This window comes from Mycobacterium sp. SMC-8 (assembly GCF_025263565.1).
Taxonomy (GTDB): Bacteria; Actinomycetota; Actinomycetes; order Mycobacteriales; family Mycobacteriaceae; genus Mycobacterium.
Genome location: NZ_CP079868.1, coordinates 30652 through 42626, shown reverse-complemented (window position 1 = coordinate 42626; position 11975 = coordinate 30652). Strand labels below are relative to the sequence as shown.

Annotated in this window: 11 protein-coding genes; 6 read left to right on the top strand and 5 right to left on the bottom strand. The window is 62.2% G+C overall.

Features of this window, described 5'->3' with window-relative positions; all coding sequences use genetic code 11:
• The first annotated feature begins 66 nt into the window (after positions 1 to 66).
• Both KXD97_RS32680 and KXD97_RS32675 read left to right on the top strand, forming a co-directional pair.
• A complete protein-coding gene (locus tag KXD97_RS32680; RefSeq protein WP_260758585.1) occupies positions 67 to 450 on the top strand; it encodes a C1 family peptidase in 384 nt (127 codons plus the stop codon).
• Positions 450 to 1937 carry a MazG nucleotide pyrophosphohydrolase domain-containing protein gene (locus KXD97_RS32675; protein WP_260758584.1) on the top strand — a complete coding sequence of 496 codons (1488 nt, stop codon included), beginning with the start codon at positions 450 to 452 and terminating at the stop codon, positions 1935 to 1937. Before KXD97_RS32680 ends, KXD97_RS32675 begins: the two co-directional genes overlap by 1 nt.
• A 35-nt stretch (positions 1938 to 1972) precedes the next feature.
• Here the strand turns inward: KXD97_RS32675 and KXD97_RS32670 are convergent, their stop codons facing one another.
• Positions 1973 to 3049 carry a nucleotide kinase domain-containing protein gene (locus KXD97_RS32670; RefSeq protein WP_260758582.1) on the bottom strand — a complete coding sequence of 359 codons (1077 nt, stop codon included), beginning with the start codon at positions 3047 to 3049 and terminating at the stop codon, positions 1973 to 1975.
• Positions 3050 to 3097: 48 nt separating this feature from the next.
• Between KXD97_RS32670 and KXD97_RS32665 the strand changes: the two genes are divergently transcribed.
• Both KXD97_RS32665 and KXD97_RS32660 read left to right on the top strand, forming a co-directional pair.
• Positions 3098 to 3412, top strand: coding sequence for a helix-turn-helix domain-containing protein (locus KXD97_RS32665; RefSeq protein ID WP_260758580.1), 315 nt, complete (start codon positions 3098 to 3100; stop codon positions 3410 to 3412).
• 919 nt (positions 3413 to 4331) lie between these two features.
• Positions 4332 to 5393: an IS630 family transposase gene (locus KXD97_RS32660; protein WP_260754080.1), complete on the top strand. Its 1062-nt coding sequence runs from the start codon at positions 4332 to 4334 to the stop codon at positions 5391 to 5393.
• Here the strand turns inward: KXD97_RS32660 and KXD97_RS32655 are convergent.
• Complete coding sequence (locus KXD97_RS32655) at positions 5376 to 6290, bottom strand: metallophosphoesterase (protein WP_260758579.1); 915 nt, start codon at positions 6288 to 6290, stop codon at positions 5376 to 5378. The genes KXD97_RS32660 and KXD97_RS32655 overlap by 18 nt on opposite strands.
• A gap of 136 nt (positions 6291 to 6426) precedes the next feature.
• On the opposite strand from KXD97_RS32655, the gene KXD97_RS32650 reads away from it, so the two are divergent.
• Both KXD97_RS32650 and KXD97_RS32645 read left to right on the top strand, forming a co-directional pair.
• Positions 6427 to 7599, top strand: coding sequence for an iron-containing alcohol dehydrogenase (locus KXD97_RS32650; protein ID WP_260758577.1), 1173 nt, complete (start codon positions 6427 to 6429; stop codon positions 7597 to 7599).
• A gap of 92 nt (positions 7600 to 7691) precedes the next feature.
• Positions 7692 to 8672, top strand: coding sequence for a scyllo-inosamine-4-phosphate amidinotransferase (locus tag KXD97_RS32645; protein ID WP_260758576.1), 981 nt, complete (start codon positions 7692 to 7694; stop codon positions 8670 to 8672).
• Between the two features lie 15 nt (positions 8673 to 8687).
• On the opposite strand, the gene KXD97_RS32640 is transcribed toward KXD97_RS32645, so the two are convergent.
• The 3 genes from KXD97_RS32640 to KXD97_RS32630 all read right to left on the bottom strand — a co-directional run bounded on the left by KXD97_RS32640 (position 8688) and on the right by KXD97_RS32630 (position 11893).
• Positions 8688 to 9425, bottom strand: coding sequence for a hypothetical protein (locus tag KXD97_RS32640; protein ID WP_260758575.1), 738 nt, complete (start codon positions 9423 to 9425; stop codon positions 8688 to 8690).
• 223 nt (positions 9426 to 9648) lie between these two features.
• Complete coding sequence (locus KXD97_RS32635) at positions 9649 to 10617, bottom strand: Gfo/Idh/MocA family protein (RefSeq protein WP_396885717.1); 969 nt, start codon at positions 10615 to 10617, stop codon at positions 9649 to 9651.
• On the bottom strand, positions 10604 to 11893 hold the full coding sequence (locus KXD97_RS32630; RefSeq protein ID WP_260758573.1) for a DegT/DnrJ/EryC1/StrS aminotransferase family protein: 1290 nt from the start codon (positions 11891 to 11893) through the stop codon (positions 10604 to 10606). The genes KXD97_RS32635 and KXD97_RS32630 overlap by 14 nt, the downstream gene beginning before the upstream one ends.
• Positions 11894 to 11975 lie beyond the last annotated feature (82 nt).

Here is an 11975-nt window from a genome sequence, read left to right as displayed (position 1 = left end):
CCCACGTTGGCCAGCTGGCCGTTCAATCCGCATCTTGGTGTCGCCACGGAGGACCCGCCCACCGCAGTGGGTGTTCCGCCCTGGCAACGCGCCAAGGTCGACGATGTCGTCCTGGCTCACGACGGTGTGGAAGACGGCATCGAAGATGCACTCAGCGCCGGTCACCCGGTGATCCTGGTGGTCGAGGTCACCGCCGAGTTCGAGAACCCCGCGCCGGACGGCTCGATCGACGTCCCCGACATCCGAAGTCCCGAAGGCGATTTGCACGCGGTATTAGTGGTCGGTGCCGCTACACACCCTCAAGCTGGTCGACGGCTGCTCATCCGCAACTGCTGGGGAACGTACTGGGGGGCTGGAGGATACGGCTGGCTGCCGCTGGACTACCTCGTGGTCAACGTGCAAGAGGCCGCCGCTGTCGTGGCCCGCCACAGCTCGACGGAAGGCACCTGATGGACATCGATGACTACCAGCTGCGATCTGCTGCCAGTGACATCCTGCCCGGCGACGACTTCACCCTGCCGCTGCTGGGTTTGGCTGGCGAGATCGGCAGCCTGGCAGCCGAACTGAAGAAACGGCACCGAGACGTATTGGGTTATCGCGGTTTTGACGACGAAGTACGCGAAGAACTCGGCGACTTGATGTGGTATGCAGCGGCATTGGCTCGGCGCTGCGACCTCAACCTAGGGCAGATTCTCGCCGAAAACCTGCACAAGGTCGAGGAACGCTACAACCGGCCGTCAACCCCACCCCCGCACGAACTGTTCGACGAGGATTTCCCCACCCACGAACAGCTACCACGCCAGATCGAAATCACCTTCGTTGAAGCCGATTTGGCCAGCGATGCGGCCGAGCCGGTGCCGGTGGTGCGAATCTACCGTGGCGTCAGAACCGTGGGTGATCCCCTCGACGACAACAGTGACGACAACGACGACTACCGCTACCACGACGCGTTGCACCTCGCCCACATGGCGGTACTGGGATGGTCGCCGACCATGCGTGGCCTACTCGACGCCAAGAGGCGCAGCGATCCCGAAGTCAACCGGATCCAAGACGGTGGCCGGGCATCAGTTATCGAAGAAGGACTCACCGCCTATGTCTTCTCGGTCGCCGCTGAGCACAGCTTCTTCGCCACGAGCAGCCACGTCCCGGCTGACGTCATCAAGGCATGCCGCAAGATGACCGCTCATTTGGAAGTCTCCGAACGCCAGTCCGCCGATTGGGAATACGCAATTCTGGCCGGCTACGAGATGTTCCGCGCGCTCAAAGAACATCGAGGCGGCACCGTGCGCGCCGACCTGACCACCCGCACCCTCACGTTCACCCCGCCCGGCGAACCTCTCGAATCCGGCCGCGCATTTGCACTGCGGCCCGGTGCCGTCGTCGTCTTCGAAGGCGTCGACAAGGCCGGCAAAAGCACTCAGCGTGAGATGCTCGAGGCAGTTGTCGAACCGGCATCGACGACATTCGTGCACATGCCGTCAGGCTTCGCGGACTTCACTCGGCGCCTCTATCGCCTGCTGGAAGCCAGGCCGCCAGCCAAGGCACTTGCCCGACAGCTCGCGCACTTGTCGTGTCACAGCGAGACCGTCGACCAATTGGTCGAAGCAGCGGGCCGCGGCGGCCTCGTCATCGACCGATGGTGGTGGTCGACACTCGCATACGGCTGGTATGGCAGCGAGGGTGGCCTTGGACTGTCGGAAGCGACGTTCCGTGGGCTGATCGATGAGGTGTGGCAGGACCTCGAAGCCGACGTGGTGTTCCTATTTCTCCATGAACATGTAGCCGACAACCACAATGCCCAAGCGGTGAAAAGCGGATACGAGGCCCTCGCTGCCGCATCTGACCGCGTCGTCCTTGTCCCGATGATGTCGGAATCGGATGCTCACAACCTCATTGTCGGCGAGCTCGGTCGGCGCGGACTCATAGAGCCAACCTGATGCCGCGCGACCTCAAAGAGCACAGCTCACCGAGGTCAGTCCCAAGTGCCCGCGAAACCACTGACTACATTCAGACCCCATTTCGGTGGAAACCACGCCGGGACCGGCTCGGGCAGCGCACGAAATTTTTGCTTGATCCGCGTGCGGCCGCTATACCCGCAGACGTCGGGATGCGCGACACGCGCGTACTTGTCGACTTCGCAGAATAAGTTCTGACAATCGATTAGCTGCAAAGGCCTACCGAACAACCCACCGAAGGGCAGTCCAAGACGTTCAAAATGCTCCTGCTGGCTTGCAGCCATGTATCTAATGATGTCGTGCTCTATCCCGGCGCTCTGCGCGCCGAAGCACTTCCGGATGCCATCGCGCGCACCGGGCCCGGCCACTACGAACTCCATCTCATCGAAGTTCAGCGCAGTCGAGTAATTGATGTCGATGAGGAACTGGAACGCTAAGAAATCGCCCATCCCGGGATAGCTCTTGATGAGCTCGAATGCCTCTTGCATCGACGCAGCCGACGTCAGGTTGCCCGCTAGATCGTCGTCGAGCATCCGTTGCAGCAGCCGTAAGTGGTTAACGTGCTTTCGGGCCGCCCCAAATCCCGGTGCCGGCATCACGTACGCCGCAGAGTACAACCGCTGTCCACCCGCGAACGCCGAATCGAGGACTGCTCCGTATCGATCCAGATCAAAAGTTGTCAATGTCGGCGTCCCCAGCGCCGCCGTCAGTAGCCGCCACGTGTCGATCTTGTTGAACATCTTGAACAACAGGATCCGGAATATCAGTTCCGCCGGACGCTGGTCTCCGGTGTAAGCGACTTCACGAATTGCGTACTGGCTGACGCGGTCCGCGGCGCGGTAACAGTTGGTAAACCGATGAACTCGCAGGACTGGATCAGAGGTCCAAGGCCCGTCACGTCCCGCGACCCGGGCTTCGTAGACCTGCTGGCGCCGTGCAGCAAATCGCCAATAGGTGTCAAACACCTGCGTCGGCTGCAGCGTACGTCCGCCAACCACGATGGGCGAAGGAGGGGTCGACGAGCAAAGGTCGTCGGAATCACTATCGTTCGTCTGATCGTCGATGGCCAATTGCTTTGGGACAGTGACCGGCATCAGACATTTCCTTAATCAGTAGATCGCTAAACGTGTCATAGTATACACGTGGAAAAGGCGTCCGCCGAGGTTCTTAGAGACCGATCCGCCGCGCTGTTCAACAACTGCCATCTTGTTGAGATCGTTGACGCCATCGCCGCGATCGGCGCCCGAAAGCCGTTCACTGCAAGGCAGATTGCGAAAAAGACGGACCTTGCAGACAGTGTCGTGAGTCCGGTGATTCGCCGCCTGCTCGGCAGCGGCCTGATCGAGCGCACATCTGCGGCAAACACAGGACGCGGAAGGGCGCCAAACTACTTTCGGGTGACTGCATCGTCCGGTTGGTCGGAGCTAAAATCCCTGTGCCGCAAACTCGCTGCCTGATCAATCAGTCGCAATTGATCACGCGCCTGCGGCGCGCCAACTCCGCGGCCTCCAGGTCGGAGGGTTCGTGATTCCGGTCGCGTGGATGGCACGCCTAGGCGATCCCATGGAGGTGCATGCAATCGCCAAGGACACAGGTCTGGGGCTGGATTCTCACGCGTGTCGTGATCTCTCCCGTCGATGCCGGATCCATGTTCGAGGCCGACTGGTGGAGATTTACCACCCCTGGAAAGTGAGGTACAAATGACCTGCGCACGAAGCGTGCGGCGGCGTGTTACGGCTTGCGGACCGATTAAGCTGCCCCTCTGGAAATTTCCAGACACAAGTCCCGTCGGCCACCGTTCAGTATGACGCGTATCACATGCCGAGGTCGCCACGCGTCGTGGTGCATCGCCGCGGCGATACAGTCCGCCGGGCCAATCGAATACGAGTCCGTGATGAGCGCTGGGGTCCGTCGATTCATTCTTGATCCGGGTTTGGCACCCTTGCCGCCATTCCGGGTATCGGGATACTGGCATTGCTGCGTTCCCTCGATTTCTCGGCACTTTGCCAGGTGTCCAGTCCGGGGCGCGCGAGCCTTCCCCGTGACCTTGCGGCTTGAAGCAGTTCGTGTACTGGGCTGCGATCAGAGAGCGCTTGCGCGGGGCCGGGAGGACGCGTCCTCGCCGTCGATCAACAATTCGCCGGTCAACGACCGCTCAGCGAGTCGCCAAACTTCCTTTAGCACATGGACCGAGAATTTAGACGTTCCACCAATGGACCGCGCTCACGGCGCCCGGCTCACTCCCACCGGGCCGTCGCGGCCTCAGGCCAGCAATCGGAAACGTAGTGCTCTGATCGGATTTCGGTCTCGCCGGACCATCGATAGGCAACTAGTGTCATGCGTCATTAATTAGTTTACAGTGTGGGATGATGGTGTATGCCGTCATCTGCGCTGGTGATCAGTTCTGAGGATCGCGTGACGTTGGAGTCGTGGACGCGGTCGACGACGGCATCTGCCGGTCATGTCGAGCGGGCCCGGATCGTGCTGGCGGTGGCTGATGGTGCCGGCACCTCTGGCGCAGCCCGGCAGGTGGGAGTCTCGCGACCGACGGTGATCAAATGGCGGGATCGATTCGCCGCGTACGGGATTGATGGACTTGCCGACGAGCCTCGCAGCGGTCGACCCAAGACTGTCGACGACGCGGCGATCCTGGCAGCCACCCTGGAGCCGCCGCCGGAGGTTTTGGCGGTCACCCACTGGTCGAGTCGACTGCTCGGCAAACACCTCGGCGTGGGGGACGCCACGGTCGCCCGGGCCTGGCGCCGTTACGGGGTCAAACCCTGGCGCCGGGAGACCTTTAAGTTCTCCACCGACCCGGAGCTGGAGGCCAAGGTCCGCGACGTAATCGGCCTCTACTTGAACCCGCCGACCAACGCGATCGTGTTGTGCGTAGATGAAAAGTCCCAGATTCAAGCCCTCAACCGGACCCAGCCGATCCTGCCGCTGCGTCCCGGGTTGCCCGAAAAAGCGACCCATGACTACCAGCGCAACGGCACCGCCACCTTGTTTGCCGCACTCGAGATCGCCACCGGCAAGGTGACCGACCGCTGCTATGAGCGGCACGGCAAAGCGGAGTTCCTCGACTTCCTCAAAGCGGTCGCCCGCGCTTACCCCCGACGGAAACTGCACGTGGTGTGCGACAACTACCACACCCACAAGCATGCCGACATCAACGCCTGGCTGGACAAGAACCCCCGCGTGACACTGCATTTCACGCCGACCTCAGGATCCTGGCTGAACATGGTCGAGGTGTTCTTCTCGATCATCACCCGCCAAGCCATCCGCCGTGGCTCGTTCAACAGCGTCAAAGAACTGATGGCCGCCATCGCCGCGTTCATCCAAGGCTGGAATCAGCGCTGCCACCCATTCGTGTGGACCAAATCCGCAGACGACATCCTGCCCCATACCCGTAAACCAAATTCAGACGCGAGACACTAGTGGCCCACCTCGCACAGCACTGAAGTCGACGCAGGCCGTCTTTTTGGTCCAGTCGCGACCATGCTCCGGTCGTCCTCGCCGCCAATAGTGTCCGTAGACGACCGGCGGCCCACCGGAATAGCCGAAGGATCGTTCAGCGGCGTCGATCTCGATGTCTGGAGGTTCCGGGTAGCGACGGCCGTCCTCAGTGCAGAACGTGTCCGACAATTCGGCGAGCGCTCGCAATGTGGTCGCTTGGTCGTCCCACCATTTCAGCCTCGCGCTGGGCCGACGATGGCCACTGCGCTCCCAGTACGCCGGGGCCCCGTGGTCGACCAGGCTAATCTCGGGTCCTTTGAGCAACACCTCAATGGCTTCGTAAAGTGGATCATTCTCGGTGAAGGCCTGCACCCACTGTTCTAGCGTAGCTATTCTGCTCGCACCGAGCTCGCGTCGCACCACCGCGACCGAGGGTTCATGCCAGCAGGCATGCACAACGCGCAGTCCCTGGGTTTCGATCCAGAGGGGCAGCGTTCGGAACCAATGCAGGTATTTGGCTTGGGCCCGTGTGTCAAGTTGTTCGAGGAATGATCGATGCTGGGCTGTGTTGGCTGGCGTGTGCGGTCGTAGGAACCGGCCGCTACCCGGGGGGTAGTCTGTGCCGTAGGCGATCGCGTTGAACTCGTGGTTGCCCATGACTACCCGCGCAAATCCGTTGTCCGCCATGCATTTGACGATGTGCAGTGTCCGTTCCTGCTCGTTACCACGATCTATCAGGTCCCCGACGAAGATGGCCTGTCGGTGCGGATGCCGGTAGGCACGCGTGCAATCGTCTTGGGCGTATCCAAGCGTCCTCAGAAGGTCCTCAAGTTTCGCAGCGCAGCCATGAACGTCCCCGATGATATCGAATCCCCGCACCTGAGAATTGTCTCAACCGGGCCAGGGACCTGCACGGCGGCGGCCAGATGAAACATGGACCGTGCCAGCTTCCGCTGCCGGGGCGGTGGATGACCTCCGTGTTGCGGGAACGACCCCTCGTATACACCCTGCTAGATTGCTGAAACCACTTGGCGAAGGGGCGGAGACGATGGAAGCCGTGGGACAGCGGATCAGGTCGGTGACTGTGAATTTCGGCGAGGCCGTCACCCCTTACGTGGTCGGATACGACTGTCAGCGTGATCTTCTAGATGAAGTGTCAGAAGCGGTGACTGAGTCGGAGACTGTGCTGCTGGTGGTCGACTCCGCGATGCCCGCACTCGTGTCCGGTGTCGAGACTCACCTAGCAAGCTCCGGCCACACAATCTGTGTGCTAGCACTGGAGGCATCCGAGTCGGCGAAGTCGTTGGGTACGGTCCAGGACCTGCTGGGGCGGGCGCTGCGGTTCGGCCTCACCCGCCGAACCAGCGTCGTCGCGATCGGGGGTGGGATGATCGGGAACGTCGCGGGAATGGTTGCCGGGCTGTTGTTCCGCGGTGTTCCACTTCTACACCTCCCCACTACTCCGGTTGCGGCATTCGACGCTGTACTTTCCCGGAAGCAGGCGGTGAACATTGGCGCCGTCAAGAACGCCGCAGGCCTGTTCAAGACTCCTACGTTCATCGGGGTCGACCTGAAGTGGTTGCAGACGGTGCCCGGAGGCTTAATGCGTACCGGCCTGCTGGAGATGGCCAAGAACGTCCTTGCGGTCCGACCGGATTACGGCGACATGCTGATCCGAGCTGTTCGATCACTTGACGGCGAACCGGAGCAAGCCTTAAGCAGACTGCACGAAATCGGCGTCGGGACAAAGCTTCCCTTCTTGCGAACCGATGCAGACGAGACTGCGGAGGCCCTGATCTTCGAGTACGGCCATACAATCGGACACGCGATCGAGGGGGCGGCCGACGGTCGGATCCTTCATGGCGAGGCGGTGGGTTGGGGAATGCTCGCGGCGGCCGATATCGCGCGCAGTCACCACGGGCTTAGCGACGACGACCACTGCGCGCATGACGAGATGTTGGAAGTGTTCGGCATCATCCGCACACGGCGTCCGCGCATCGATGTCGCCACGGTACGCGAGCTGGTCCGCGCGGACACCAAGCGGGGACATACCGCTGTGGACGACAATCAGCTGCCTATGGTTCTGCTGTCGGCGCTTGGGCGACCGCTGACCACCGACGGAAAGCCCTTGTGCGGCGTCGATCTGGACGTGATCGACGACACGATCAATGCACTCTTGGGGCGCTAATGGTGACGGGCGCTGGTCAGGATGGCCGAACAGTCCCATCGGTGAATGTCCATACAGAGTGGGATGTTCTTGAGGAAGTCATCGTCGGAACGATGACCAATGCCCGGGTACCGCGGCCCGGGCGTGACCTTCACGCAGTCGAGTTTCCTGGCCTGGCCCGTATGGACGACATTCCAAGTGGGCCATATCCCGACTGGGTAGTCGACGAGACCAACGACGAACTCGAAGCGTTGTGCGTGCTGCTCGCAAATATGGGAGTGACGGTGCGCCGTCCGATGGCGCGCGACACCGCGGTGGAGTTTTCGACTCCCAATTGGACCACCGAGGGCTTCTACGACTACTGCCCCCGTGATGGCTTCCTCACCATCGGTAACACCATACTCGAGTCGCCGATGGTGCTGCGCTCTCGGCATTTCGAAGGAGCGGCCTATCGTGCACTCTTCCAGCGCTATAGCGAGACTGGCGCACGCTGGGTGGTCGCGCCGAAGCCGGAACTGGCCGACTCGATGTTTGACCCAAGCGCCACGATGGGTTCGCGGTTAGCCAACCACGAACCTGCCTTTGACGCAGCGAACATCTTGCGGTTCGGCACCGACGTCTTGTACCTGATCTCAGATAGTGGCAACGAGGCAGGCATGGACTGGCTGCGCACGTTCCTCGGATCGAGCTACGAGGTCCACGCCGCGCGCAATCTGTATGCGTCGACGCACGTCGATTCGACACTCGTCCCGCTGAGACCGGGACTGCTTCTGACCAACCCCAGCCGGGTAACCGAAGAAAACATGCCTTCATTCCTGAAGGACTGGCAGCGGCTTCCCTGCCCAGATCTCGTCGATACCGGATTCGTGGGACCGATTGCTCGGGCGTCGCGCTGGATCGGGATGAACATCCTCATGGTCGGCCCGGGTATCGCTGTTGTCGACCGGCGCCAGCCGGACCTCATTCGGGTGCTCGAAGTTCACGGTGTCGATGTCGTCCCCGCCCAGCTGACCCACGCCAGGACGCTCGGCGGCGGCTTCCACTGTGTGACCCTTGACGTGCGGCGCGCCGGGGAGGCCGCCGATTACCGATAGCTGGCGACGGAAGTGCTAATTCCGGAGCAACGCTTCCCGTTTGGTCCGCGCCCGGTCATCGACGGACACGGGGAGCTGCCGTTCCACGTCTAACAACGCCGCGCCAAGCCGGTCGGCGACGCCCTTGGTGCTGCGCGCGGTGCGGGCGTGGGTGCGATGTGTGGACTTCGCTCGGGTACGCGCGAGGCGGTTCGCCACGTCGGCCCGGTCTCCGGCGTCTTGATCCCAATAGCCTGTCAGTTCTGGGAATTCGGCTCGCAGCGCCCCCGCGCAAGCGTCTTGCTGTTCGATGGAGCGCGCCAGGAAGCGCAGATGGGAGGTGTAAATGACGTCGAAGCCGACGGCCGTCAGCGCTGCAGCGTCGGGTCGCAATGTCTTGGCTTCTCGGCTCGGTCCCGGTGCATAGTCGTCCTCCTCGCCCACCGCCTCGATCAGCGATACGAAGATCCGTTCGCCAGCACTCCATCCCCAGGATGACACCCGATCAAAGAATAACTGGGCATCGCTACCAGCTGCACTACTGCTATCCAGCAGCACCATTCTCCTCGATTGCCGAGTGCCAAACGGCCCAAGCTTAGTGGTCATAAACGACTTGGACAGCCTCTCGTAGCGCTGGCACGCGTCGCGCAACTCGGCATCAGTGTCTGCGCTGAGCGTCACGAATGGATGCTTCGATACCGGCGCGACCACGACCTCGACAGAGATGACCGTACGTACCCTTTGCAATGCCGACAGCAACAGCGCACCGCTCATCAGGGGAACGCACACCACGTCACCGTCTCGCAGGGTCCTCAGCAAGAGTTCGAGCGCCAATTCGTCGATGTCGCTTTCATCTAGGTAGCGACAACCCAGTCTCTCGCACCTCGTCCGCAACGCCTCCCCACGGGCAGATGAGGACTCGTACCACGGCCAGGCATCGTCCACGACGACCGGTCGAAACTCCCGCGGCATTGTATCGTCCGTCCTTCCCGCCGGTTCAGCTGGTCACTCGCAGTTCGAGCCAGGGGGCGGCGGCCGCGGTGACGTCGTCGATCGTCGCGCATCCGTCGCCGGCGGCGGAGCCGCTGGCCGCCAGGACCTGTTGGCGGAGAGCGTCTGCGATACAGTCCGTTTCCAGGGCCGGTAGCTCCCTCACCGCCCCGGCACGGTGAATCTGGATAGTCGCGGAGTCGCCCAACCGCAGTTCGATGCTGCCTGCGTCACCGATGACTTTGTAAAAGATCTCGTCGATTCCGCCCGCGGTGCGCGACAGAGAGATCGATGCGGCCACTCCGCGGTCGGTGACCGCGACCGCACAAAGTTGGTCGTGGTCCCCGGCCGCAACGCGGCTGCAGTGGGGTGTCGGTGCGACCATGGTAAGCCGGTCGATGCTGCCCAGCCCGAGCCAGGCGATCGTGTCGGTCTCGTGGATGCCGCAGTCGAGACCGATTCCTCCGGTGTCGTCGACGGGTTGCGTCGCCAAGGCAGGTATGAATGCATCCCACTGACAGGCCAATACCATTCGTGGAGTGCCTATTTCGCCACTGGTCAAAATATCTTTCAGGGTCCGGAACGGTTCGCAGAGTCGACGCCAGAAGCCGACTCGGAACCGGCACCGGGCAACTGTGGATAGGGCCGCGAGGGACTGGTACTGCGATCGGTCTAAGCCGCAGGGCTTTTCTAGGAGCACGGCGAGGTGATGGCCGGCTAGTGCATGACTAATCCTGAGATGTTGGCTGCTCGGTGCGGCCACGACCGCGAAGTCAAACGCCGCTAGGTCGACGTCGCCCAGTGCCGCGAAAACCTCGGCTCCGCCGGTGGCGTGACGGACCCGCACCGATGGGGCCGGATCGACTACGGCTGCACGTGCGCCAAACTGGCCGCAGGCGCTGATTGCCCTAGCGTGCGCGGTGCCCATGCGACCGCCTCCGATGACCAGGGCGCGACGAACGTCATTCCCGGCCATCGACACCTTCCGACCCCAACGACTGGGTCAGGGCGTCACGGACTTTCTGGAACGCGTCGGCGATCTCATTCATTCGCGGCTTGTCCACTAGCAGGGTGCCGTGGTGGATCATCGCCAGGCGCTCATGTGCGGCCTCGGCGACCGGAAAGCGATCGGATAAGGATGTGAGGTGTTTCCTGCTGGCAAATCCGGGCTTGGTGGCAGGCACGTAGATAGGGGATCGGTGGATCGGCGCGTCCATCTCGTATACGGGGAAGCCGAGTTCGGCAATCAACGCTGTGCGCGCAAGCGGTACGTCGATGGCGCCGTCTAAGAACACGCCGTATTCGTAGACCGATCGCAACCCAAGCGCCGGGTTGTTCCGGATGGTCCGAAAACCGCGATCCCGCAGTAGTTCATCGAGGTACTCGGCGTTCTCGTGCTTGCGCAGCAGCTGATCGCGTAGATGTAGCAGACCGGCCCTTATCACGGCTGCGTTGAACTCCGACATGCAGTAATTCGAGCCCATCAGCGGGCCAGTTTCACTCAGATACATCTCGCCTGCCGGCACCTCGGTCGGAATCGACTCCCGGGTATCGGCCCGCGCCGACTCGACTCGGCGCCGTAACACATCGTCGTCGCCGACGACGGCACCCCCTTCGCCACCCGTGAGCGACTTGCTGTTCTGGAAGCTGTACACGGCCAGGTCACCATGCGTGCCGATCATCGTGCCATCGAGCCACTCGGCGCCGTGGGCCTGCGCGCAATCCTCGATCACGCGCAGGCCATGCCTATCGCGAATCCTCATCACGGCGTTGATGTCGACTGCGGAGCAATTGGTGTGCACCACCAGAACGCACGCGGTGCGTTCGGTGACGGCCGACTCGACGCAGCTAACGTCCATGCATAACGTCTCGGCGTCAACGTCGACGAAGACCGGGGTGGCACCAACCCGCAGAACCGCGCTGGCGCAAGCAATCCAGGTGAGCACCGGCACGATCACCTCGTCCCCTGGGCCGATCCCGAGCGCCTCGAACGCGACTACGAGGGCGCTGGTCCCGTGGTCTACCTCCACGCACCATGTCCGAGTGGTGAACGCGGCGAACTCTTCCCGGAACAAAGCGACCTGGAGCCGGGCTCCGGAGCTTCTACCCGATATCGTCCAGACCCCAGAGGCTGCTACCTCAGCTAGGTACTGCTCGGTCTCAGGATAGAAGATCGGCCACCCCGGCCAGGGCGCTGCTGAGGTCCGCCGTCCCCCGTGTATCGCCAAGTGTGAAGCGTGGCCCAAGACCATCTGAAATCCCCCCTCCGCAGTCGCGTCAGCGTACCCGTGACCCTGGCCAGTTGGAGCCCCGTAATCTGCTATTAACCCGAAC

Coding starts and splice junctions, on each gene's coding strand:
- KXD97_RS32675 (WP_260758584.1), top strand. CDS start 450: ATGGACATCGATGACTACCAGCTGCGATCTGCTGCCAGTGACATCCTG.
- KXD97_RS32670 (WP_260758582.1), bottom strand. CDS start 3,049: ATGCCGGTCACTGTCCCAAAGCAATTGGCCATCGACGATCAGACGAAC.
- KXD97_RS32660 (WP_260754080.1), top strand. CDS start 4,332: ATGCCGTCATCTGCGCTGGTGATCAGTTCTGAGGATCGCGTGACGTTG.
- KXD97_RS32645 (WP_260758576.1), top strand. CDS start 7,692: ATGACCAATGCCCGGGTACCGCGGCCCGGGCGTGACCTTCACGCAGTC.
- KXD97_RS32640 (WP_260758575.1), bottom strand. CDS start 9,425: ATGAGCGGTGCGCTGTTGCTGTCGGCATTGCAAAGGGTACGTACGGTC.
- KXD97_RS32635 (WP_396885717.1), bottom strand. CDS start 10,617: ATGGCCGGGAATGACGTTCGTCGCGCCCTGGTCATCGGAGGCGGTCGC.
- KXD97_RS32630 (WP_260758573.1), bottom strand. CDS start 11,893: ATGGTCTTGGGCCACGCTTCACACTTGGCGATACACGGGGGACGGCGG.